Annotated in this window: 24 protein-coding genes; 19 read left to right on the plus strand and 5 right to left on the minus strand. The window is 74.1% G+C overall.

Annotation, left to right across the window (positions count from 1 at the left end; genetic code table 11):
- Nucleotides 1-2 precede the first annotated feature (2 nt).
- The 3 genes from VQ02_RS05930 to VQ02_RS05940 form a co-directional block, all read right to left on the minus strand.
- Nucleotides 3-662: an amino acid ABC transporter permease gene (locus VQ02_RS05930; protein ID WP_048443240.1), complete on the minus strand. Its 660-nt coding sequence runs from the start codon at nt 660-662 to the stop codon at nt 3-5.
- 13 nt (nt 663-675) lie between these two features.
- Complete coding sequence (locus tag VQ02_RS05935) at nt 676-1377, minus strand: aspartate/glutamate racemase family protein (RefSeq protein WP_048443241.1); 702 nt, start codon at nt 1375-1377, stop codon at nt 676-678.
- Nucleotides 1378-1496: 119 nt separating this feature from the next.
- The gene (locus VQ02_RS05940; protein WP_048443242.1) at nt 1497-2348 is read right to left on the minus strand and encodes a transporter substrate-binding domain-containing protein; all 852 of its coding nucleotides are present in this window, start codon (nt 2346-2348) and stop codon (nt 1497-1499) included.
- A gap of 237 nt (nt 2349-2585) precedes the next feature.
- Here VQ02_RS05940 and VQ02_RS05945 point away from each other — a divergent pair, with 237 nt between their 5' ends.
- From VQ02_RS05945 to VQ02_RS06025, 17 genes are all read left to right on the plus strand, one after another.
- Nucleotides 2586-2852 carry a hypothetical protein gene (locus VQ02_RS05945; RefSeq protein WP_048443243.1) on the plus strand — a complete coding sequence of 89 codons (267 nt, stop codon included), beginning with the start codon at nt 2586-2588 and terminating at the stop codon, nt 2850-2852.
- A gap of 228 nt (nt 2853-3080) precedes the next feature.
- Nucleotides 3081-5198 carry a caspase family protein gene (locus VQ02_RS05950; RefSeq protein WP_048443244.1) on the plus strand — a complete coding sequence of 706 codons (2118 nt, stop codon included), beginning with the start codon at nt 3081-3083 and terminating at the stop codon, nt 5196-5198.
- On the plus strand, nt 5195-6550 hold the full coding sequence (locus VQ02_RS05955) for a hypothetical protein (RefSeq protein ID WP_048443245.1): 1356 nt from the start codon (nt 5195-5197) through the stop codon (nt 6548-6550). Before VQ02_RS05950 ends, VQ02_RS05955 begins: the two co-directional genes overlap by 4 nt.
- 34 nt (nt 6551-6584) lie before the next feature.
- A complete protein-coding gene (locus tag VQ02_RS05960) occupies nt 6585-7082 on the plus strand; it encodes a hypothetical protein (protein WP_048443246.1) in 498 nt (165 codons plus the stop codon).
- A 115-nt stretch (nt 7083-7197) separates the two neighbouring features.
- Entirely contained in the window at nt 7198-8616 is a 1419-nt protein-coding gene (locus tag VQ02_RS05965) for a hypothetical protein (protein WP_048443247.1), read from the plus strand.
- Nucleotides 8613-9146 (plus strand): hypothetical protein, encoded by a 534-nt coding sequence (locus tag VQ02_RS05970; RefSeq protein ID WP_048443248.1) that lies wholly within the window; start codon nt 8613-8615, stop codon nt 9144-9146. The genes VQ02_RS05965 and VQ02_RS05970 overlap by 4 nt, the downstream gene beginning before the upstream one ends.
- A 39-nt stretch (nt 9147-9185) precedes the next feature.
- Nucleotides 9186-10313: a hypothetical protein gene (locus VQ02_RS05975; RefSeq protein WP_048443249.1), complete on the plus strand. Its 1128-nt coding sequence runs from the start codon at nt 9186-9188 to the stop codon at nt 10311-10313.
- Nucleotides 10314-10442: 129 nt separating this feature from the next.
- Nucleotides 10443-11417 (plus strand): trypsin-like serine peptidase, encoded by a 975-nt coding sequence (locus VQ02_RS05980; RefSeq protein WP_048443250.1) that lies wholly within the window; start codon nt 10443-10445, stop codon nt 11415-11417.
- 123 nt (nt 11418-11540) lie between these two features.
- Nucleotides 11541-12383, plus strand: coding sequence for an OmpA family protein (locus VQ02_RS05985; RefSeq protein WP_083469079.1), 843 nt, complete (start codon nt 11541-11543; stop codon nt 12381-12383).
- A 23-nt stretch (nt 12384-12406) separates the two neighbouring features.
- The gene (locus VQ02_RS05990; protein WP_048443251.1) at nt 12407-13366 is read left to right on the plus strand and encodes a hypothetical protein; all 960 of its coding nucleotides are present in this window, start codon (nt 12407-12409) and stop codon (nt 13364-13366) included.
- Between the two features lie 46 nt (nt 13367-13412).
- Nucleotides 13413-14420: a hypothetical protein gene (locus VQ02_RS05995; protein ID WP_048443252.1), complete on the plus strand. Its 1008-nt coding sequence runs from the start codon at nt 13413-13415 to the stop codon at nt 14418-14420.
- Between the two features lie 15 nt (nt 14421-14435).
- Nucleotides 14436-14870: a lysozyme inhibitor LprI family protein gene (locus VQ02_RS06000; RefSeq protein WP_048443253.1), complete on the plus strand. Its 435-nt coding sequence runs from the start codon at nt 14436-14438 to the stop codon at nt 14868-14870.
- A 91-nt stretch (nt 14871-14961) separates the two neighbouring features.
- Nucleotides 14962-15243, plus strand: coding sequence for a hypothetical protein (locus VQ02_RS06005; RefSeq protein WP_048443254.1), 282 nt, complete (start codon nt 14962-14964; stop codon nt 15241-15243).
- 59 nt (nt 15244-15302) lie between these two features.
- On the plus strand, nt 15303-15566 hold the full coding sequence (locus VQ02_RS06010) for a hypothetical protein (RefSeq protein ID WP_048443255.1): 264 nt from the start codon (nt 15303-15305) through the stop codon (nt 15564-15566).
- Nucleotides 15563-16153 carry a hypothetical protein gene (locus tag VQ02_RS06015; RefSeq protein ID WP_245239638.1) on the plus strand — a complete coding sequence of 197 codons (591 nt, stop codon included), beginning with the start codon at nt 15563-15565 and terminating at the stop codon, nt 16151-16153. Before VQ02_RS06010 ends, VQ02_RS06015 begins: the two co-directional genes overlap by 4 nt.
- A gap of 41 nt (nt 16154-16194) precedes the next feature.
- Nucleotides 16195-17667 (plus strand): hypothetical protein, encoded by a 1473-nt coding sequence (locus VQ02_RS06020; protein WP_245239639.1) that lies wholly within the window; start codon nt 16195-16197, stop codon nt 17665-17667.
- Between the two features lie 29 nt (nt 17668-17696).
- Nucleotides 17697-18044, plus strand: a complete 348-nt coding sequence (locus tag VQ02_RS06025) for a hypothetical protein (protein ID WP_048443257.1) — start codon at nt 17697-17699, stop codon at nt 18042-18044.
- Nucleotides 18045-18071: 27 nt separating this feature from the next.
- Here the strand turns inward: VQ02_RS06025 and VQ02_RS06030 are convergent, their stop codons facing one another.
- Nucleotides 18072-18650, minus strand: coding sequence for an STM3941 family protein (locus VQ02_RS06030; RefSeq protein ID WP_167350713.1), 579 nt, complete (start codon nt 18648-18650; stop codon nt 18072-18074).
- Between the two features lie 133 nt (nt 18651-18783).
- Nucleotides 18784-19092, minus strand: coding sequence for a helix-turn-helix domain-containing protein (locus VQ02_RS06035; protein ID WP_245239640.1), 309 nt, complete (start codon nt 19090-19092; stop codon nt 18784-18786).
- Between the two features lie 1287 nt (nt 19093-20379).
- Between VQ02_RS06035 and VQ02_RS06045 the strand changes: the two genes are divergently transcribed.
- Nucleotides 20380-21954, plus strand: coding sequence for a TROVE domain-containing protein (locus VQ02_RS06045; protein WP_053080251.1), 1575 nt, complete (start codon nt 20380-20382; stop codon nt 21952-21954).
- A 693-nt stretch (nt 21955-22647) separates the two neighbouring features.
- A partial coding sequence (locus tag VQ02_RS06050; protein WP_048443259.1) for an SWIM zinc finger family protein occupies nt 22648-23370 on the plus strand: 723 nt, incomplete at its 3' end.

Below are 23370 nucleotides of genomic sequence, written 5' to 3' on the forward strand. Positions count from 1 at the left end.
CGTCAGCGGGCGAGCTTCTTCTCGAGGCCGTACGCGAGGGTCGTCAGGGGAAACAGGATGATGAAGTAGATGACCGCGATCATCGTGTAGGTCTCGAGCGGCTTGTACGTCGCCGAGGTGATCAGTTGCCCCTGGTAGAGCAGGTCCGGCACGGCGAGGACCGAGAGCAGGGACGTGTTCTTCAGCTGGAGGACGACCTGGTTGACGAGGGGCGGGATCATGCGCTTGAGCGCCTGCGGCAGCACGATGCGCCGCATCAAGGCGCCCCGCCGCATGCCGAGCGCGCGGCCGGCATCCCACTGGCCCAGGTCGATGGAGGTGATGCCGCCCCGGATGATCTCGGCGAAGAACGAGGCGCCGTAGAGCGTCAGGGTGATGAAGGCGGCCGTGCTCGGCGCCAGTTCGACCCCGGTCAGGATGGGCAGCGCGTAGTAGACCCAGACGAGCTGCACGAGGACCGGGGTGCACCGGAAGACCTCCATGACGGCCATCAGCGGCAGCGCCACCAGCCTCGTGCCCGACAGCCGTACCATCGCGATCAGGCCGCCGACAGTGAACCCGGAGATCGCGGTGAGGATCGTGAAGCCGATCGTGTAGGCGGCGCCGACGGCGATCAACCGGCTGTATTGAATGAGGAACGAGAAATCCCACTCGTACGGCATCGACGGCGTTCCGCTATGTCTGCTGAAATGGTGACGGCACGAGGCCCGCGTAGAGCCAGCGGCCGAGGGTGACGACGTCGTGGACGGGCAAGCCGAACGTCTCGGAGACGGCCTTCGAGAACGGCGGGAGGTTGGTGCATTCCAGCACGAGCGCGCCGATGCCGTCCTGCTCGGACAGGAGCCGTCCGGCCGCCGCGAGGACTTCCTGGCGGAGCGCGGCGTGGTCGTACGGCTCGTCGCGCTCGATGAGGCCGCGCAGCCGTCCGTCCGCCGGCAGGCCCGCGACGGGGGTCGCGGGATCGGCGCCGACCTCCGAGAAATGGGCGGGCGTCAGGGCCGCGGCGTCGTAGGTGACGACGCCGGCCCGCCGGCCCTGGGGCAGGCAGCGCTCGATCAGGGGCAGCTGCATCAGGCTCGACGTGGCGATGGGCAGGGACACGCGGTGCGCGAGCTCCCGCTGGCGGGCGGCGAGGAAGCCGCAGGAGGTGATGAGGCCGACCGCGCCGTCGGCCCGCAGCGCCTCGCCGGCCTCGACGAAGGCGTCGATCAGGTCCGCATCCCGCCCGCCGACCACCCGCCGCGCCGTCGCGCCGCGCACCACCGCGTAGCGGACCGGGAAGGGCCAGGTCGCCGGGTGCCCGACATCGCCGGGCGGCCGCTCGAACCGGGTGTCGAGCATGATGATGCCGAGCGGGGGCGAGCGATCCGGAGGCATTGGGGAATCCTGAGGTCGGTCCGACCGGGCGCTCCTGCCGGAGGCGACGGTCGGGGACCTGCGGCCGCGTGGCGGCGCCCGCAGGCGGAGCAAGGCTGGCCCGGCGCGCCGGGCTCCCGTCAGAACACGATCTCGGCCGGGATGTCCTGCGGCTGGATGCCGACGATTTCCAGGCTGGAGGTGATCCAGCTCCGTAGCGACCCGATCCCGCGGTTGTACTCGAGCCAGTTGTCGACGAAGGTCCGGAACCGGGGATCGGGATCGGGGCGGACGCCGGCGCAGGTCGGCTGGGCGCGCGCCGGGGTCGGCACGGTGATCCTGCCGAGCTTGGGATTCTTCTTGACGGTCACCAGCGAGAGCATCGCGACCTGGATGACGCAGTCGGCGCGATTCGACTGCAGGGACAGGAGCGCCTCGTCCGGCGTCTTCAGCGCGACGAGCGTCGCGTTCGGGAGCACCCGGCGCGCGAAGAGGTCGTGCGACGATCCGATGTCCACCGCGACGCGGACCTCCGGCTTGTTCAGGTCGGCCCAGGTCTTCGGCTCGAAGTCCGGCTTGGCGATGATCGTGAACGTGTTGTTCATGATCGGCCGCGTGAACTCGACCGTGAGCGCGCGGGACGGGGCCGGCGACAGGCCGAACATGATGTCGATCTTGTTCGCCTGAAGGTCGAGCACCGAGTTGCCCCAGGTGGACTCGATGACCTCGAGCTCCGCCTCCATCACCTTGGCGAGGTCCTGGGCCATGCTGATGCAGAAGCCGGACCACTGACCCGTGGCGATGTCCTTCTTGTAGTAGGGCTCGGTGCCGACGGCGGCGGCGATGCGGAGCTTCTTGGTGCGCCGGATCCGCTGGAAGGCGTTCTCGCCCGGGGCGGGCGGGGTCTGCGCCTGTGCGGTCCCGATCGGCGCGAGCGCCGCCGCGAGCGCGCCGCTGCCCAAGAGCGACGCGATGTCCCTGCGTGAAGCCATGGTCTTTTTCCCCTCGTAACCCCGGGCGGCAAAGCTCCGAATGGCGGTCCTTATGCGAGCCGGTCCGGCCGCGCTACGGGTTTCCTGGACAGGGGCGGCCCGTCCGGCGACGGAAGACGTGCAATTCCCCCGCCGCGCGGAATTTTTTCGGGAGATCGCCCGCGAGGCCCACGAAACCCGGTCTGGCCCGCCCATGGCCCTGGTGTGGGCGGCAATCGCCCGACCGGGAGATGCGACATGAGAACGATCTCGATCCTCGCCGTCGTCGGCCTGCTCGGCAGCGCGGCACCGGCCCTCGCGCAGCAGGACGCGGCCGAGGCAGCCGGCCGCCGCGGCAACCAGGAGTTCATCGGCGTCGACCTCGACAACGGCGGGGTCTACTACAACGGCCGCAATTCCGGGCGGTACTGCCTCTATCGCACCGTGGACGTGTTCAACCGCTACACGGGTTACGTCGAGCAGCGGCGGGTGCGCCGGTGCGGCCGCGGCCTCTACCTGCCGTGAGGAGGCCCGCGATGCTGACCTGCCTCTCGCCGCTCCACCTCGCGATGCTCAGCATCGTCCTCGCGCTGATCGCCGGATGACGGAGGATGGACTGTACGCGCCATGCAACGGCCGGGTTTCGTCTTCAGGTTCCCCCCTCGTCCTGGCCGGAGCGCGACGCCGCACGGCCCTCGTGGGAGCACCACCCCGGGAGACCGCCTCCCGCCGTTTCGGTCAAGGAGAACGCGCATGACGGCAAAGGCCACGATCCCGGCGACGCAGGGGCGCCGCGCCCGCTTCGTGGTCGCCGTCCTGGCACAGCTCGCTCTGGCGCAGCTCGCCGGGCTCCTCGGCCCGCCGGGCCGGGCGCTGGCCGCGGCGGACGCCCCGGACTTCGCTGACAACGGCGATTCGGTCGCCGTCGTGATCGGCAACCGCAGCTACAAGCAGACGGTGCCGGTCGACTACGCGCACAACGACGCCGAGGCGATGCGGTCCTACCTCGTCCAGCGCCTCGGCTACCGCGAGAGCAACGTCTTCGTCCTGAAGGACGCGACGCTCAACGAGTTCAACCAGGTGTTCGGCACCGAGCGCAATCCGCAATCCGGCCGCCTCTGGCGCAGCGTGCGCGAGGGCCGGTCGAACGTCTTCGTCTACTATTCGGGGCACGGCGTGCCGGACCTCGCCAGCCGCCAGCCCTTCCTGCTGCCGGAGGACGGCAACCCGAACCAGGGCGAGAGCGGCTACCTGCTGGAGACGCTCTACCGCAACCTCGACCTCGTGAAGCGCAAGATCGGGTCCGAGCGGCAGCTCGTCGTGATGGTCGATGCCTGCTTCACCGGCGAGACCGGGCGGAAAGGGGAGAGCCTGCTCGCCGTCTCCGCTCCCGGCTTCGCGCCCGCCCGGCCGAAGACCGAGAGCGGGATCGTGCGGCTGGTAGCCACCTCCGGCGCGACGCCGGCGAACTGGGACGAGGCCAACCGGCTCGGCCTCCTCACCAGCCGCTTCCTGATGGGCGTCTCGGGGCTCGCCGACGCCAAGGAGCAGCAGGGCGACGGCGACGGGCAGGTCCAGTGGCCGGAGCTGAAGCGCTACCTGCGCCGGGAGGTCGAGGACGCGGCGCGGCGCGTCTCCGGGCGCGAGCAGGTGCCTGAAATCGACGACGCGCCGATCGTGCTGAAGGCTTCCCTGCCCGTGGAGGCCGTCGCCAAGGGCGTCGCGGCGGTCCGCGACGAGGCGGCGTGGCGCCGGGCGGAACAGCTCGGGACGCGCGAGGCGTTCGAGGCGTATGTCGGCACCTGCGGCGAGGTCTGCGCCTACCGGCCCCAGGCGATGGACCGCCTGCTCGCCGGCCGGCGCCGGCATGCGGCGGCGATCGACCAGGAGAACTGGACGAAGTTCGGCACCCAGCGGCAGTACCAGGCCTACCTCGATTCCTGCACCGAGGTCTGCGCCTACCGGAGCCTCGCCGAGGGTTACCTCGGCGGCGCCGACCCGAACGGCGACCCGCGAGTGAAGACCTGCGACGCGCTCTCCGCCGGCACCGACGATCCCGACCGGCCGAAGGGGGTCGCGGGCGTGAAGTACGGCCGGATCGAGGCCGCCACCGCGATCGAGGCCTGCCGCGGCGCATCCGCCGCCTACCCGTCCTTGCGCCGCCTCGCCTACCAGCTCGGCCGCGCCTACGACCGGGCCGACCGGTCGAAGGAGGCCTTCGCGGCCTACGACCGGGCGGCCAAGGCCGGCAGCACGGCCGCGATGAACAACCTCGCGACCCTCTACGAGAACGGCCAGGGCGTGAAGCGCTCGCAGACGGAGGCGTTCCGTCTCTACAGCCAGGCCGGCGAGGCCGGCAACGTGGTGGCGCTCGCCAACGCCGCCCGGATGCTCGAATACGGCAACGGCATCCCGAAGAGCGAGGCCCAGGCCGTCGCGCTCTACAAGCGCGCCGTGGAGGGCGGCGACGTCGCCTCGATCAGCAAGCTCGTGCCGCACTACGCCACCGGCGCCTACGGCTTCCCCAAGGACCTGCGCCAGGGCTTCGGCCTGTTCCGGCAGGCGGCCGAGAAGGGCGACCCCGTCGCGATGGCCACGATGGCGACCCTGATCGACAACGGCTACGGCCGCTACTTCCCGGGCGTCAGCGCCTCCGACATGGTGATGCGGGCGCTCAAGCGCGGCGAGATCGGCGCCGCCTCGGTCTCGGCCACCGACACCGCGGCGCAGAAGCTGAAGCCTGAGACGATCCGCACCGTCCAGCGCGCGATCAAGCAGGCCGACTACTACCCCGGCGCCGTCGACGGGCGCTTCAACCCGGTCTTCGTGCGCGCCCTCGACCAGTACGCCAAGGCGAACGAGGCGGAATGAGCCGGCTTCTCGCCGCGGCGTTCGCCGCGACTCTTGCCACGTCCCTCGCCGGCGCCCTTCCGGCCCGGGCCGATCCCGGCACCGACGCCCTCGCGCCCTTCCTCGACGCGGTGGCGGCCTGCGCCGGCCGGCCGGACCTGACCCTCGCCGTGGTCGGGGTCGAGCCCGGCCAGACCGCCCTGTCCCGCGAGCAGGCCGAGGAGGTGCGCCTCGCGCTCGAGAGCCGGCTCCAGGCCACCGGCCGGGTGCGCTTCGCGGCGGCGGCGGACGTCGTGCGGGTCAAGGCCCTGCGCGAGGGCACGAGCGGGCTGTCCGGCCCCGAGGCCGAGGCGCAGATCCGCGCGGCCTTCGCGGGCGACGCCAGCGTCTTCCTGGTCGAGCCCCGCCGGGCCGGCGAGACCGTGGCGCTGCGCCTGCAGGCGATCACCCGCAGCGCCGCCTGCAAGGCGACGAGCGAGCCCGTGACGGTGTCGATCCGCGTCGGGGCCGGCGTCGCGGACGTCGACGCCGAGATGGAGCGGGCGGTCAAGGCCTTCGGGCAGGCCGCCCCGAACGTGAGCGCCGTCGAGGTCTGCCCCTTCGTGGCCGAGAGCGGCCACTCGACCTGCGCGAGCGCGCTCACCGACCGTCTGGTCATCGCCCTCGACGCCGAGGCGCGCTCGGCCAACCGCATCCTCAAGGGCGCGCGGCTGGAGGTGCGCCGCCAGCCGCGCGGCACCGCCTGCGCCGGCCCGGTCACGGCGCGCGGGCGCTTCCTCACCGACCGCGACCGCCAGTCGTGGATGGAGGTGGAGTTCGGGCGCGACGGCGCGGTGCTGGCGCCGACCGGGCGGCGGCGCATCGGCATCGAGGGCCTGGGCTGCGATCCGACCCCCCGCCCCTTCCTCGACCACCTGGCGGCGACGGCGCGGACGGATGGCGGCCGGCTCGCGGTCTCGGCCACCGCGACGCCCTTCGCGGCTGGGCAGCGGGTCGAGCTGCGCATCGATGCGCGGGCGCGCCAGAGCCTCTACTGCTGGGTGGTCGCCCCCGACGAGACCGCCTTCGTGGCCCTGCCGGTGCGCGGCAACCCCGCCTCCCTGGCGCCCCTCGCGGCCGGCGACGTCCGACGCTACCCGCGCGGCTACGGCCTCGACGAGATCGTCGCCGGCGAGCCGTTCGAGAACCTCTTCGCCTGCTTCGGCGTCGCCGGCGGCCTGCCGCCGGAGCTGGCGGAGCGCTGGCTGGCGGCAGCGCCCGGCGCCGACGGGGATGCGCGGCTGCTGCAGCCGCCCGAGGTGCTCGACCTCGTGGAGAAGATCCGGGCGACGCCCGGCGTGACCGAGGCGACGGCCCGGATCGTGGTCCGGTGAGGCGCGACCGTCGCCACCCGCAGGAGATTGCCCGATGCGCAGCCTGATCGTCGCCCTCCTCTGCCTCGCGGCCGTGCCCGCACGGGCCGAGGGCTTCGCGATCCGCGACCTCACGGCGGTCGCCGGCGAGGCGAAGGCGGCGCTCGGCGAGGGTTTCGTCGCCCGGGCCGAGCCGCAGCGGCTTACCCTGATGTGCCCGGGCTGCGAGGGCGCGCCGATGATCGACCTGCTGCTCGGCCGCCAGGCCGACGGGACCGAGGAGCGCGTCCGCGCGGGCCGGACCTCCCTGGCCCAGCTCGAGGCGATCTGCCGGTCGAGGAGCCCGGATTGCCGGCTGTCCGCGCTGTCGGTGGCCCCGGCGGTCGGCTGGGTCAGCGCCTACACCGCCGGGTCGGGCGCGGGCGCGACCGCGGTCATCCTGCGCGACGGCGACCTCCTGACGATCCGGGCCCTGGCGGGCAGCCCCGCGGCAGCGTCCCGCCAGGTCGATGTTCTGGCTCGCGCGGTGGCGCCGCGGATCGTCGGCCGCTGACGGCGGCAGGGCAGTAGAGCGGCAGGGGGCGGCGCGCGGCCGCGGCGGAGGGGTGACGGATGTCCGGGCGGGCGGTATCGGTGGGCGACGGCGAGACGCGGGACCAGGCGGGCGCATGACCGGCGGATACGACGAGCGCTGCGCGGCCGACCTCGCCAATGTCGGCGAGGGCCGCGACCTCTCCCGCGAGGACCGGGCTTGGCTCGCCCGGGTCGTGACCGGCGCGGTGCGCCCGAACCGCGACAAGCCCCTGTGGGACCTTGCCCACGCCCTCGCCGCCCTCGCGGCGCTGACCGGTGCCCGGGACGGGCGCGACCTCGTCACCCTCGCCCTCGATCCGGGGCTGGCCCGGGCCGACCAGGTCGAGACCCGCCTTGCGGGGGCGCAGGCGCGGGGAACCGCTGCCGTCGACGGGCGCGGCCCGACCCTGCGGGACGGGGCGGAGGGTTGGCGCACGACCTGGGCCGGCCTCGCGCGGCTCCTGGCGCTCGCCGAGTTCGTGCTGACGGCGGAGGACTTGGCGCAGTTCGCCGCCGTGACGGGCTGGCTCGACGAGCTCGCCGCCGCGCCCGACGCGGAGGGCGCCGCCCAGCTCGGCCGGCGCCTGGCGCGCCACCTCGCCGCCTATCGCACCGCGCACCTGCCCCTGGCGCCGCTGGAGCGGCGCTTCCGCGCCATCCTCGGCTTCCTCGACGGGCGCCGCGCCTTCACGGACGACGATATCCTCGACTTCTGGCGCGCCGCGATGAGCGGCGACGACCGCCCGGGCTTCCGCACGGTCGCCGAGCACTTCGTGACCTTCGAGGCCGCCTCGTCGCTGCTCGGCGGCCTCGAGGGGCTGGCCGCCCCCGCCTCGCTCGACGCCGCCGAGGGCTGGGAGGAGCGGCTCGACGCCTCGCTCGCCGACCTCGCCGCCGCCGAGCCGTCCGAGACCCTGGCAGTCCTCCTCGCCGAGCTGCCGGAGGGGCCGAAGATCCTCACCGGCGCCGAGCGCGACGACCTCGCCGACCTCCTGCGCCTCGAGCCGTTCCACCGCACCCGCCCGCTCACGACGCTGCGGGCGACGAGCTTCGGGCGGGTCCAGTCCGGCCTCGCCAACCGGCTGCGCCGGGGCGGCGGGGGAGCGGGCATCGCCGAGCGCGTCGCCTGCGCCGAGGCCGAGCCCTACGGAGCCCTCGCCGAGCGGGTCGCGGCCCTGTCGGCGCATCTCGACCGGATGCTGCGGATCGCGGCGGCGCTCCGGGTGCCGGCGGACGCCGAGGACCTCGCCCCGGAGGTGCGCAGCACCCTCGCGGCGGCGCTGGCCGACATCCGGCGGGTCCGGCGCGCCGGCTTCGACGACCCGGACCGTCTCGCGGCCGGTTTCGCCGCCGCGGACGCGGCGCTGCTGCGGCTCGCCGAGGAGGCCGGCCGGCTCGCCCGCGCGATCGCCGGCCTCGCCCGGCAGCGCCCGCTGGACTCGGCCTTCGCGGCGGACCGGGACGTCTTCGCCCGCACCTTCGCGGACGCCTACGCGGCGGAGGCGACCGCGTGAGCGACGAGGCGGCGCGCCTGCTCGCGGAGATCCACGCCGCCCGCGCCCTGGTGCGGGCCTCCGCCCCGAGCCACGGGCAGCGGGCGGCGACTCGCCCGGGCCATGCGGCGCTCTGGGCCCACGCCACCCGCGAGCCGGGCGCGCCCGTCGACCTCGCGGTGGTGCGGGCGATCCGCGACGATTCCGGGACGGCGCGGCGCTACCGGGCGCTCCTCGCCGGGCAGGCGGTCGCGCACGCCCCGCTCGCGGTCGCGGCCGCCGACGGGCAGGTCGCCTCGCGCCGCGTCGGGGCCTTCGCCCTCGCGATCCTGGCCGCGACCGAGGACGCGCCCCCGCTCCTGGTGCTCACGGGCGGCGAGGCACGGCCGCCGCGGCTCATCGAGGCGATGCTGGGCGACGAGACGGTGCGGCTCGGCCTGCCGCCCCCCGTCGACGGCGCGATCCTCGTCGCCCTCGACCCGGCGGTGCCGGAGGCGGTCCGGCTCGGGGCGATGCTGGGGGACCCGGCCTGCGCGGTCTTCCTGCTGTGACGGCCCGGTCAGTCACGCCGCCATGACCGGCATCGCGGCATGAATCCGGCCCTGATCCTGAATCCGGCCCTGATCCTGGTCGTGGTGCCGACGACGGGCGGGCCGCTGGTGCTGCGCAGCTTGAAGCCCCGCCCCGGCCTGCCGGCCTCCGCCGCCTTCGCGGCGGGCGACTACCGGCCCCTGCCCTGGTCGGGCGACTACGCGCGGCTCGCCGCCGCGGGCGGGCCGCTGTCGCGCCTGCCGGGCGGGGTCACGGGGCCCTACGAGCTGCGCCTCGGCGGCTCGTTCGACGCCGGGCGCTCGTGGGAGGTGCCGGTCTGCCTCGCCCACGGCCTCGTCGCGCAGGGGCACGGGCTCACCGCCGAACCGGCCGAGGCCGACCTCGTCCTGTGGGCGACCGGCGCGGTCGACCTCGACCTCGCGATCCTGCCCGGCGACTACGCGCTCCTCGACAAGATCGAGCGCTCCCGCGCCCTGCTGGCCGCGGCGCCGCAGGCCGACCTCGCTGTCCTCCTGCCGGAGGGGCCCGAGGCGGCGGAGGCCGAGCGGGTCCTGCGCGCGCTCGGGCGGGCCCGCCTGCCCCGCATCCTGCCGGGCGCCAGCGTACCGGCGGCCCTCGCGGCCCTGGTGCGGCCCGCCCCCGCCCCGCGGCCGCGGCGGGGCCCGGCGATCCTCGTCGCGGCCCTCTGCGCGGGCCTCGCTGTCGCGGCGGCCGTCGTCGTCGCGCGTCGCCCAGCCCCGGAGCCGGACCGGCCGGTCGTCGCCGCTGCCGAGCCCCGGCCGGATCCGGCCCCGGCGCCCGCACCGGCGAGCGCCGCCGTGGTGGAGGAGCTCGCCGCCCCGGCGGGCTCGTCCTGCCGCCGCGTCGTCTTCGGGGCGGATCCGCCCCTGCGCCGCCCGGTCCCCGTCGAGGCGCCGGGCCGGTTGCGCGCGAGCCGCCTCGCGCCGGACCTCTGCGGTCTCGCGTTCCGCCCGGCGGAGCCAGGCACGCGGGTCGCGGTCGGTCCGGAGCTCGCCGCCGCGGCGCTGCCGCCGGCCCGGCTGCCCGACGGCGCGCAGGCCTACTTCCTGCGCGAGAACGCCCGGCGGAACCTCGTCTACACGGTCCAGGCGACAGCGGAGGCGTCCGGCCCTGGCGATCAGCTCACTCACGCGCTGGTCCCGTGAGTATTTCGGCGCCGTCCGGGATCGACTTCCTTTGACGCAGCGCCCGACACCCGGCATAAAGCCGCCGCCGAGAGGAGAACAGCGATGGCCACAAGCCACCGGATACGCCGCTCGACCAAAAGGGGGACCTTGACTGGAACGACGACTTGGGGCGCAGCCGCCCTGCTCTTGACGCTCCTTGCGGCTGGCGCCGCGCGGGCGCAGAGCGTCGGGTTCGATCCCGCGGATTACGGACGGGCGCAGCTGCCGCTGCGTCAGACGACCGGCGACGCGGCGGCCTATGTCGACCGCAACAAGGGCGCGTTCGAGCCGATCGCCGAGCTCGATCCCAAGGACGGCCTCGCGGCGCTGGCCCGGCCGGTCGGCCGGGTCGACATCGTGCTCAGGAACGCCCGCACCGGCCAGATGGTCGGCGCCTCCTGCACCGGGGCGCTCCTGCCCGGCGACTACGTGCTGACCAACCACCATTGCCTGCCGCAATCGGGTGACCTGACCCCGGTCAAGGCCTCGATCCTGATGGATTACCTGACCCTCGACGGGCAGGACTCGCGGCGGTTCGACGTCGACCCGAAGCCGGTCGAGTTTGACGCGCGCCTCGACTACGCGCTGGCCCGCGCCGCCGGCAACCCGACCGCGACCTACGGCACCGCCCGCCTCTCGGGCGAGACTGTTCCGGGCAACCGCTCGATGCTCGTCATTCACCACCCGCTCGGCCGGCCGAAGGTGATGAGCCGCTTCCGCTGCTTCGCCCTCAAGGAGCAGGGCGAGGGGCCGGACCTGCGCCACCGCTGCGACACGCTCGGCGGCTCCTCCGGCTCGCTGATGTACGACGCCTCGGTCGCGGGCGTCGCGCTCCACAAGGAGGGCGGCCTCGACCCGAAGGACCCGTCGAGCTTCAACAGCGCGACGCGCCTCGCGGCGATCCTGGGCAAGAGCCGCGTCCTCGCCGAGATCGCCGCGCGCCAGGGCCCGCCGGCCGCCGCGGCCGCGGCATCCGCGCCACCGGCCCCCGCGCCGAAGCCCGCCGCGGCGCCCGCCGCCGCGCCGCCAGCCGACGGCCCCCTCGATCCGGGCCGGATGAACGCGATCCTGCGCGGGCGCTGATCCCGTCGGCAAGAAGAACCCGCGAAAAAAAGAATCCGGCGGAGCGGCGAAAGTCGCTCTGGAGCGTCCATGGACGGGGTGTGAGGGGCCGGAGCAAGGCCCGCGAAGCGAGGAGAGCGGATCATGCGGATCGACGACGCGCCCGCGCGGCTGCCGGCTGCCGGTGAGGAGACGGCCCTGCGCCGGACGGTCAGGCGGCGCCTCGGCCGCTCCTGCCTCGCCCTGGCGCTGGGCCTCGTCGTCGCCCTCGGCGGCGCGGCGCGGGCCAACCCGCTGACCGAGGCGCCGGGCGTCCGCCCGGCCCAGGATGCAACGGACAGGGCGGCGGGCGAGGCCGGCCGGCAGGCGGAGGCCGACGCGCGCAACCCCTCGGCGACCGCGATCATCCGGTCCCTCGCGCCCTTCGCCGACGGCAATCCCGGCGTCCCGGCGCGGGCCGTCGCGCCCGACGACGGCGGGCCGGCCCTGCGGGTCGATCCGGCCCGCACGGTCGATCTCACGGTGTTCTTCGCCTACGACAGCGCCCGCCTGACCCCGGAGGCGCGCATCCAGCTCGAGCCGCTGGGGCAGGCGCTCGCCTCCCGCGACCTCGCCGGCCACGGCTTCCTCATCGCCGGCCACACCGACGCGGCGGGCTCCCCCGCCCACAACCGGCGCCTGTCCCTCGCCCGGGCCCGGGCGGTGCGGGCGCACCTCGTCGAGACCTACGGCATCGCGCCGGAGCGGCTGCGCGTGCACGGCTGGGGCCCGAGCCGGCCGAAGGACCCGGCCGCGCCGCTGTCGCGGGTCAACCGCCGGGTCGAGGTGAGCCTGATCGCGCCCGCCCGCCACGGGGCGCTCCGCTTCGTCATGCCAGCGGCCGAGACCGCCTGCGCCGGCCCACCATTCGCCGACCCGCGCCTGCGGGTCGCCCTCGACCTCGACGATTTCGCCGCGGCGCCGACGCCGCTCCCCTGCTCCGAGTGATCCGATCCCTCAAGGAGACAACGATGCTGCCCTCTCGTGCCGCCGCGCGCCGCGCCGCCCTCGCCACGCTCTCGCTCGGCCTCGCGCTCCTCGGGAGCGCCGCCCCGGCCCTGGCGCAGCCCAAGCCCACCATCGTGGTGATGGGCGAGGATTCCGACGAGGATTCGGTGCCCCGCGGCAACCGCATCTTCCAGCGGGTGATCGCCGAACTCTCCGAGACGATGAACCTGCGCGGCTACAACGTCTACGACGAGACGGCCGTGGCGATGGGCTTCACCCAGGCCAACCGGGTGCGCCGGCGGGACGCCGAGCTGATCGAGGTCGCCCGCGCGGTGCAGAACCCGCCCCTCGACGTGGTGGCGGTGTTCCAGATCTACGCCTCGGCCTCCAAGTCGGCCTACTCGGACATCGTGCGGCCGGAGGTGCGCATCCCGGGCCGGCTCCTCAACGTGCGCACCGGCCAGTCTCTCGGCTCGTTCGAGGTCGCCGGGGTGCAGCTGCCGCCCCTGCCGCAGGCCTGCGACCGCGAGTGCCTGCTGGAGCGGGTCGGCGCCGAGGCGAAGGTGATCGCCGGCGACGTCGCGGCGGCGCTGACGGCGAAGCTCGACGGGGTCATCGCGCCGCGCCGCGGCTCCGAGCCCGGCGCGGCGGCCGCCCCCGGCCCCGCGCCGTCGGGTGCGGTCGCGGCGGCGCCCGGGGCCGAGGCCTGCGGCGGGCTGCCGACGGCCTACGTGGTGCGGCTCAACGGCTTCTCGGCCCAGGAAGTCCAGGCGGCGGAGGAGTACATGGCGGCGTTCCGCTGCTACGAGCACCACCGCCCGGTGCGCGCCGGCGGCTCCGCCGCCGAGTACTGGTACGAGACCCGCTCCGATTCCGCCCGGCTCGGCCGCAACCTCCGCCTGATGCTCGAGCACATGAGCGCGCCGGGCCAGGTCCAGTTCTCCGGCAACACCTTCGTGATCAGCCGCGTCGCGACGCGCTGAGCATCCCGGCCGTCCACCCGGCATCATCATCGGAGAGGCAATCCTCATGACGGATCGCGACCCGCCGTCCGGTCTCCACGCTCGTCTCGCCCGGAGCTGGCCGGTGCTGCGCCGCCTGCTCGCGGGGTTCGTCGCCGCGCCGCTGGCGCTGCCGGCCCTCGTTTCTGCGGCCTTCCCCGAGCCGGTCTTCCCGCCCGCGAGCGCCCTCGGCCTCGCGCCGCCCGCCGGCATGACGGTGTCGAACAGCTTCGCCGGGTTCGAGCACAAGTCCGGCGCCTCGATCCTCCTGGTCGAGATGCCGCCGGAGGCCTGGGACCAGATCAACGGCCGGTTCACCCCCGAGGCGCTGGCGCCGACCGGCTTTGCCGTGAAGGGCGGCCGCGAGGCGCTCGCGGCGGCGGGCGGCGAGGGCTTCGTCCTGCGCGGCACGCAAGGGGCCAACGGCCAGACCTACGCCAAGTGGGTCGCGGTGGTGCGGGGCAGCGCCGGCACTGGGCTCGTGACCGTGCAGGTGCCCGAGGCCGCGGCCCGGCAGGTGCCGGCGCCAGTCGTCGAGGCGGCCCTGCGCAGCATCGCGTTCCGGACCAAGGCGAGCCTCTCCGAGCAGATCGGCGCCCTGCCCTACACGGTCGGCGACATGGCGGGCTACCGGCTGCTGGCGGTGTTCGCCGGCAATGGGCTGCTCCTGACCGAGGGGCCGAAGGACGTCGATCCCGCGCGCGAGCAGCCGGTGGTGATCGTCGCGCCCTCCCTCGGGCAGGCGCCGATGCAGGCGGGGACGGAGGTCGCGGTCGCCCGCCGGCTGTTCACGACCCAGAAGGACCTGAGCGACGTCGCGATCACCGACGAGGCCCGCACCACCCGCGGCGACGCCGTCGTGGTGCGGCTGCGCGGCACCGGCACCGACACGAGGAACGGCCGCGCCCTGGGCCTGACCCAGACGATGGTGTTCGACGGCGCGCGCTACCTGCGGGTGGTCGGCTTCGCCGACGCGACCCGGACCGACGCGCTGGCCCGGGCCGAGCGGGTGGCCGCCTCGGTCGCGCTGCGCTGAGGGCGGAGGCGACCCATGGCCCGTGCAGCCGCCCCGATCGCCGCCGCGCTCCTCGGCCTCGCCGTCGCGGGTGGTCCGGCCTCGGCTGCGCCGGCCGGGCTCATCGACATCGAGGATCGGGCGCCGCAATGCGCGAAGTCCGGCGACCGGGTCCTGTGCCTGTCCGACCTCTCGGTCCACAGCGCCGCGCGGGTCCGCGCGGCGCTCAGGAAGGCGCGGGCGGCCCTGGCGGCCAGCCGCACGATCCCCGACGCCGACCGCGCGGCGGCGCTCGACATCCTGACGCGGACCCAGAAGGCGTGGCGCGCCTACGTGCGGCTGCGCTGCGAGGGCGAGGTGCCGGTGACCTTCACCGGTGGGACGGGCCGCAACCCGGCCGTCCTGACCTGCCTGCGCATCCACGACGAGCGGCGGACCGCCGAGCTCCTGGACATCGCGGGGATGAGCTGACCGGCCGGCGGCCGGGATCCGCTCGGGACGAGACGCGCAGGACCCGCCCGCCGCGACCCGGCCGGGCGGAAGCAAAGCCCGGAGATGCACCATGAGACTGGCCCTCACCCTCGTTTTCGCCGCCACGTCGGCGGCCTGGGCCGGACCGTCCGGCGAGGCGCCGGGTCTGCTGCGGGACTGGGCCGCCCTCAACAGCGCCTGCCGGGGTGGCCGCGGCGACGACCCGGCCACGCTCGAGGCCTGCGCCCGGCGCGACGCCCTCGACCGGCGGCTCACCGCGGCGGGGTGGTGCTACGGCCGGCCCGGCGATGCCGGCTACCAGCGGACCTGGCGCTCCTGCGCCGAGGCCGGGCGGTTGGGAGCCAGGGAATGAGCCCGTGGATGAGCCCGCGGCGGCCGCGCCCTGCGCCGTGGCGGAGATGGGACAGGCGCATGGTCCTCCTCGGCCTGCTGATCGTCTGGATGCCGGCGATCCTGCTCGCCCTCTCGCTGATCGTCACCCGCCTGACGGGGTGCCAGGTCAACGAGGCCCGGGCCCATCCCTGCCGGATCGCCGGCATCGACATCGGCGGCACGCTCTACACGATGATGGTGATGGGCTGGCTGGTCATCCCGCTGCTGCCGTTCATGGCCCTGTCGCTGATCGGCGGCGCCGTCGCCGGCGTGCTGGCGCTCTTCGGGGTGCGGCGGCGGTGAGCCGGCTCCTCGCCCCTGCCCTGGCTTTGATGCTCGCCGCGGCGCCCGTCGCGGGCGGCGCGCGGGCCGCCGGCCTCGTCGCCGAGCGCGCCTTCCCGCCGGCGGGCGCCTGCTACGCGCGCCGCTACGACGCGGCTCATCTCGCCCGCCACCCGGGCCAGGTCGTGACCGGCCTTCACCTCTGGGGCTCGTCGCGCGACCTGATCGGGCTTCGCGCCGCCTCCGGCCAGGTCGATCCCGAGCTCACGCTGACGCTGCGCGTCGACTTTTCCGACGGCGCGAGCGCTCAGGGCAAGGTCGGCTGCGCGGAGGTGAAGGGCCGGATCCGCCGCTGCGGGCGCGAGGCGAGCTGCTCCGGCGGCTTCGCGGTCGAGGCCCTGCCCGACGGCCGCCTCGAGATCGTCAACGACGACGCGGCCTCACGGGAGCCGGGCTCCGTGGCCGCCCGCCCGGGCTTCAGCCCGGACGCCGCCTGCCCGCCCGCCGGCCGGGCCGGGCGCTTCGTTCCGCCTGACGCGCAGAACCGCGTCTTCCGGCTGGAGCGGCTGCCGCTCGCGGCCTGCACCGAACCGGGGCCGGGCCGCTGACCGGCCACCCCCTCCCCCGTCTCCCGAGCGCGGAGCGCACCATGACCCGAACGATCCCCGTCGCCGCTGCCCTCGTCGCGCTGCTGCCCGCCGCGGCGCCGGCCCAGGACGTCGGCGCGGGCATCCTCCAGGGGATGCAGCAGCAGCAATTCCAGACCCTCGGCGCGCAGATCGGCGGCCAGTCGGTCGGCGAGACCGCCCGGGCCGGGCGCGGCGACGCGGCGTCGCCTGGCGCCGAGGCGCCGGCCCTGCCCTTCGCCTCGAGCGCGGAGCTGCGGGCCGCGACGGTCGCCCGCCACGTGCGGGAGCTGCGCGCCACCAACCCGTTGGCCGCGGCCGAGGTCGCCCGGGAGATGGCCCGGCACGATTACGACGCGATCTTCCGGAGCTTCCTCACCGATACCGACCTGCGGGCGGACGATGCCGGCGACGTGCTCACCGCCTTCATCATCCTGCAATGGATGGTCGCCAACGACACCAAGGCTGAGCCCAGCGCCGCGGCGCTCCGGGCGGTGCGGCGCCAGATGGTGGCGCCGATGGCCGACAAGCCGCCCCTGTCGCAGCCGGCCACCCGCGCCGCCTTCGCCGAGCAGGTGAAGCTCCGCACGGTCCTGCACCATGCCGGCTGGCAGGCGGCGCAGCGCCTCGGGATCGTGCCGAGCTTCGTCGCCACCCTGCCGAAGGACTTCATCCCCCCGGCGAAGCTGCGGGTCGTCGCCCTCACGGATGACGGGCTGGTCGGAAAAGGCGGCCGGAGGGCGCCCGCGGCCCGGGCCGCGGCGGAGGCGCCGCCATCCGTCGCCGCAGTCGCGCCGCCCGCCGCGGCCGAGCCGCTGGCCGAACCCCGCCACGCCGCGAACTGGGAGCAGGTCGAGGGCGTCTACTTCCGCTCCACGACGGGCGTCGGTGTCGGCGGCATGGTCGTCATCGAGTTCGAGCCGCTGATCCTGTTTCGCGACGGCAGCTTCTACGAGATCGACGATGCCGCCCTGGAGGACGTCGACCTCGCCGCCGAGCGGGCCGCCAAGCCGCGCCGCTTCGGCCGCTGGACCCGCTCCGGCGACGCGTACGTGCTGACCGGCACGGGCGGGAAGCCGGACGAATACCGGCTCCAGGAGGGCTCGTTCTTCAAGGCCTACCCGGCGGAAAGCGGCGAGCGGACGATCGCCCGCTCCTACCGCCGCATGTCGGGCGGCGGCAACAGCGCGATGGGCGGCGACGTGATGATCGCGGTGTCAAGCCGCTACGACTTCCGCTCCGACGGCACCTACGGCCGCGGCGGCTCGGTCGGCGCGACGAATTCCGGTGCGACCACCGGGGTCGGGTCCGCGGTGGGTCGGCGGCGTGCGCCGGAGGGCGGGCGCTACAGCCTCGACCGGCACACGCTCACGCTCACCGGTGCCGACGGGCGCAGCCGCCGCCTGTTCTTCGCCTACGGCTCGGAGAAGAGCCCGCCGCAGCTGGACCGCGAGATGGCCTTCATCGGTGGCTCTGTGTTCACGAACCCGGATTGAGGGGTGGGCGCTGCGGAGGGAGGCCAGGCGTGCAGGTCGTCAAGGAGCTGGAAGCGGTCGACGTGCCGTCGTTGCTTCATCCCACGCGGCGGATCGTCATCCTGAAGCGCGGCGACGGTCTGTTCACCTTCGCCGAGCAGTACGCTGCGGACGCGGGAGACGGGGCCGGCACGACCGCGGGCGCGTGGTGCACGCTCCCGACCGAGGGCATCCAGGCCAGTGCCGACCTCGCGAAGGCCGGCTGGCCCTCGCGCAGCGCTACCGCCTGCCCGACTGAATTCCCCGCACCGGGCGGCGGACGATGCATACGACACCCTCCGCGGCCCCGGAATGACGTCGGAGAGATGGAGTCTGTCGGTCAGTTCAAACAATGCTGAGAGGATCAAGCAGTCACTGACGACACGTCAGCGGACCCGATTCGCCCGCACCCGTGCGATCGCGTCGAGCACCGCGCTGGTGCCGCCCCGCACGCCTTGCCCGGCGATCCAGTAGCCGCCGCCATACAGGCCGTTGAGGCGCGTGTGCCACCGCCCGCGGCGGGTCCAGGGCAGATGATCGGCGAGGCCCGGCCGCACCTGCAGCTGCAGGAAGCCCTGCCTGCCGATCGCGACCTCGTCCACGGCCGCGATGGCGTGCCACGGGATCCAGTCGGTCGAGAGACGGCGGTCGAACAGGCCTTCCGCCGAAACCGACACCACTGGGCCCCGCCGCAGCAGCTCGCGCAGGACGAGCGGGATGCCGAGGCCGAACAGGACGAGGCCACAGGCGACGAAGAACTGCTTCAGGCTGCCCGGCACGGCGTATGCGGGGCTGCTAGGCGCGGCGAGGAGCATCCACGCGCAGGCGGCAGCGAAGCCGCCTGAGGCGAGCAGCAGGCCCGCGAGCCGAAGCCGCGTCGCCGGCAGGTCGATGGTCTCGCCTGGGCCGGGAGCGGCCTTCCCGGGCATGAGGGACGGGCTTTCATGGCCGGACCGGTTCGGCATCGGGTTTCTCCTGGTCTCGTCCCGGGGCGCGCGGGCGCTCCCCGTGGTCGAGGAGGGCATGGGCCGGCCAGACGCGGTTTCGCCCGTCGATGGCGTCGGTGATGGCGTGGGTCGGAGCCCGCGCCCCGTCCGCTCAAGCCTCGGGTGCGGCGCTCTTCTGCCGACCGGCGCTTCCCGCGAGGATCATCCCCTCGGGGGCGGGCGCCGGCTTCGCCGCGGGCCGCAGGATGACGCCGTAGCCGTCCTCGGCGTCGCCGACGAAGCGGATGCCCTCCCCTTCGAGCGCGGCGCGGATCGCCGCCAGGGTCCGGCTGCGCGGCTGGACCTGCTCGCTCTCGATCATGTTCAGGGTGACGACGGAGAGAGCGGCGCGGCTCGCCAGAACCCCTTGGGTCCATTTGAGAAGTCCGCGCCCGGCGCGGATCTGGGCAGATGTGATCATGGATCTGGAGATGACCGAAGCTGAAAGAATTTTCAAGTTTCGGCTTGACGGAGGGAAGGCGGGGCCGTATCCACCCGGTCATCGGCCTGCCGGGCCGGTGATGCAAGGTTACCGCACCATCCTGGACGTCGCGGCAAGCGAGCCTCGGGGCGCAATGCCTAGTCCGCCTTGCTCGTACATGACCGGCAGACCGACAGATCTTCACCGGCGCGGGCCGGAGACACTCGGTTATCCCTTCCCTGGATTGCCCCGAGCGTCACACGACACGCCCGCGCCACCCCGCAGCCCCGTTCGGACGGAGCATGGCATGAAACAGCACGACGATCTCTACGTCGCCGCGTTCGCCCGTCCCGGGCTGATGCGGCCGTCACGGCCGCAGCGGGAAGGCGCCGGCCTCAGGGGCTGAGAGCGCACCACCGGTCGGCGTGATGCCGACATTTTCCCAGATCACGTGAACGCGTCTGACGGCCCTGCGGGCCGGCAGGGGACGGTTATCGGAGAGAGCGCCGCGGGTTCGCCCGCGGAGGTCGCGGATTCGAGTTCCGCCGGGGCCGCGAGGTCCCAGTAGCTCAGCACCCGTTCCCGACACCATGACCGCAGGACCGCGACGGCGCGTGGATCCTCTTCGGCCGCGCGGGCCGGAGAGGGACGGTTATCCTTGCCAAGGAGGTGGTCGCGGGTTCGAATCCCGCCGGGCCGGAAGGCCCGTAGCTCAGCAGGTAGAGCGCCTTTCACCGTCCCTCATACCACGACCGCGAGGCCCGGCCGGGCCGGCAGGTGAAGGTTATCAGGTAATCCGGGGGGTGCGGGTGCAAGTCCCGCCGGACTGACAACGTCCGTAGCTCAAGGCAGAGCACCGGAAAAGATCCTTCGTCGCCACCATGTCCGGCCGGCGATCCCACGCCGTCATGTTCGCTTGACAGTTGATGACATTGGCAGGACGCGACGAGAGCACGGCCGTGCGGGCCGGCCGGGACAGGTTATCTGGTCGACCGAAAGGTGAGGGTTCGAATCCCACGGGCCGCGAGGCCCGATGCTCGGGTGGCGGACGAGCTGCCCTTCCGGCGTGAGCCGGGAGCACGACCTGTCCCGAACACATGCCCGCACGGCCGCCCGCCGGCCGTCCGACACGAGACCACGATTCCGGCCGCGCCACGCGGCGGGGGACGGCGCCGCACGGCGCAAGCTCCCGCACGACGACGCGCGCCGCCAAGAGCCACCGGTCCGCGACGTCGCAGAGCGACCACGGGGCCGCGATGGAGAGAGGAGAGACGAGAGGAGAGCGCGATGATGAAGTACGCCAAGATGCTGTCGCTCCGGCGCACCCCGCAGTCGGAGCCGGTTCCCGGCACCGTGCCGAACTCCGCCGGCGGGCACGCCTTCGCGGTCGACGACTGGGCGCGGCTCGACCGCTTCCTGGTGCTCGGCTCCGAGGGCGGCTCTTACTACGCGAGCCCGCGGGCGCTGACCGCCGGGAACGCGGCCGCCGTGCAACGCTGCATCGCCGAGGACGGCCTGCGCGCGGTCGCGGCGATCGTGGCGGTGAGCGAGGCCGGACGGGCGCCGAAGCAGGACCCGGCGATCTTCGCCCTCGCGCTCGCCGCCGCCTCGGCGGACCTGGCGACGCGGCGCGCCGCGCTCTCCGCCCTGCCGCGGGTCTGCCGCACCGGCACGCACCTGTTCCAGTTCGCCGGCGCCGTCGAGGCGACGCGCGGCTGGGGCCGGTCCCTGCGCCGCGCGGTCGGCACCTGGTACTGCGCCGCCCCGGTGGAGGCCCTGGCCTTCCAGGCGGTGAAGTACCGGGCGCGCCAGGGCTGGACCCACCGCGACCTCCTGCGCCTCGCCCATCCGGAGACGGACGAGCCGGCGCGGAAGGCGCTGTTCGACTGGATCTGCCGCGGCCGGATGGCCGAGGCGGTCCCGGAGATCGTCCACGCCTTCACCAAGGTGCAGGCATCGGACGTCGACGGGGCGGTGGCCGCGGCCCTGATCCGCTCGCACAACCTGCCCTGGGAGGCGCTGCCGACCGAGCTGATGCGCAGCCGCGCCGTGAACGAGGCCCTGATCGAGCGGATGCCGGTCGGTGCCCTGGTGCGCCAGCTCGGCCGCCTCACGGCGGCGGGGGCGCTCGCGCCCTTCTCGGAGGGCACCGAGCGCGTCCGGGCGGTACTGTCGGACCGGGAGCGCATCCTCCGGGCGCGGCTCCACCCGATGGCGCTGCTCCTCGCGCTCAAGACCTACGCCTCCGGGCGCGGTCAGCGCGGGCAGCTCGCCTGGGAGCCCGTGGCGGCCACCGTCGAGGCGCTGAACGCCGCGTTCTACACCGCGTTCGCGGCGGTCGAGCCGACCGGCAAGCGCCTGGTGCTGGCGCTTGACGTCTCGGGCTCGATGGGGTGCAGCACCGTGGCGGGGTCCGCGTTGACCGCCCGCGAGGCGGCCGCCGCGATGGCCCTCGTCACCGCGGCGACCGAGGAGCACTGGCAGGTCCTCGGCTTCAGCGGAGGACTGACGCCGCTGCCGATCGGTCCCTCGATGCGGCTCGATCAGGCGGTGGCGGCGACGGCGAACCTGCCGTTCGACGCCACCGACTGCTCGCTGCCGATGCGCTGGGCGCTGAAGCAGGAGGTCAAGGCCGACGCGTTCGTGGTCTACACGGACTCGGAGACCTGGGTCGGTCCGCTCCACCCGGTCCAGGCCCTGCGGGAGTACCGGGAGAAGACCGGGATCCCGGCGAAGCTCGTGGTCGTGGGGCTCGTCTCCAACGGCTTCAGCATCGCCGACCCGGACGATCCCGGCATGCTCGACGTGGTCGGCTTCGACACGGCAGCGCCGGCGGTGATCGCCGACTTCATCCGGTCCTGATCGAGGAGGGGCGGCCCTGCGGGGTCGCCCCTTCGCGTCTCCGGCAGGCAGAGCGTGCTCGCAGCCACGCCGGAGCATCGTCCGACGAACCGGAAATCAATGCACTCAGCAGATCGATCCAGTCTTCTCAACGGCATGCGACGTCGGTGGGTGATCGGTGTCGCAAAGCGGATCGCCTATCGCAGGCCTCCCCCGTTCCGGGACCGGAACGGGCCTGCACGACTGGCGCGTCAGCGGAAGGAAATCCTGAAGCCAGCACAAGAACTCGCGAAGCGACCGCTGGTTTGCAACGTTGCCATGGGCAGAGCCGCTTCGCGGCAAGTCTTACGGCTGGTTCCCGGATCTCCTTCCACTCCGTTTCAGTCGTCCGGGAAAGGGTGTGGGCGTTTGGAATAGGGTTGTGGGCCCGCTCATCAGTCTCGTGCAACGCCCGGACAACACCGTCCGGTCAGCGGGATCATGACACAACGGGACGCCGTCCTGAGACGTGCACAAGACGATCGCCGGCTCCGAATGCGCATGCCTTAGCCGGCAATCGACGCGGCGCCGGACCTCCAAGATCACCCTTGGAATTGATGTAAAGTGCAGCGACCAATGACCTTGGGTTTCTGGCCAAGCTTGCCTGGGACATCATTTCGTGCAGACTGCGCATCACGCCAGACACGTTGCACGGACAGCCGACCGACCCGCCGCATGAGCCTGACGACTGCGCAAATTCTCGATCTCGCCCCCGACGCGTCGAGCCGCAAGGCCGGGCAGGACCAGGCGAAACCGCAGAAATGGAGCGGCCTCGGCCGGACCGGATCGGTGATCTGGGGCGAGATCAAGGGCAGCGGCGCGAGCCCCTATCGCGCCGTCGCGGATCTCGCCGGGCCGGTCTCGAAATGCACCTGCCCGAGCCGCAAGTTCCCCTGCAAGCACGGCCTCGGCCTGATGCTGGTCGATGCGGCCTCCCCTCTGGCCGAGGCCGAGCCGCCGGACTGGGTCGCCGCCTGGACGAAGGGGCGCGAGAGCCGCGCCGCCGCGGCCGAGACCCGGGCGAAGGAGCCGGCCAAGCCCGTCGACGAGAAGGCGCAGGCCAGGCGCCGCCAGGCCCGCGAGGACAAGGTCGGCGCCGCCCTCGACGAGCTCGACCTCTGGCTGCGCGACCTGATGCGGCGCGGCCTCGCCAGCGCCCGCACCGAGCCCTACGCCTTCTGGGACCGCATGGCCGCGCGTCTGGTCGACGGGCAGGCCGCCGGCCTCGCCCGCCGGGTGCGCGCCCTGCCGGGGCTGATCGCGGCGGCGCCACAAGCCGGCGCGCCCCGGCCCGAGGCGGCCCTGGCCCTCGGCCTCGGGCGGATTGCCCTCCTGGTCCGGGCGGCCCGCCGCCTCGAGGCGCTCTCGCCCGAGCAGGCGGCCTCGGTGCGCGCCGCC

It is taken from the genome of Methylobacterium variabile (genome assembly GCF_001043975.1).
Taxonomy (GTDB): domain Bacteria; phylum Pseudomonadota; class Alphaproteobacteria; order Rhizobiales; family Beijerinckiaceae; genus Methylobacterium; species Methylobacterium variabile.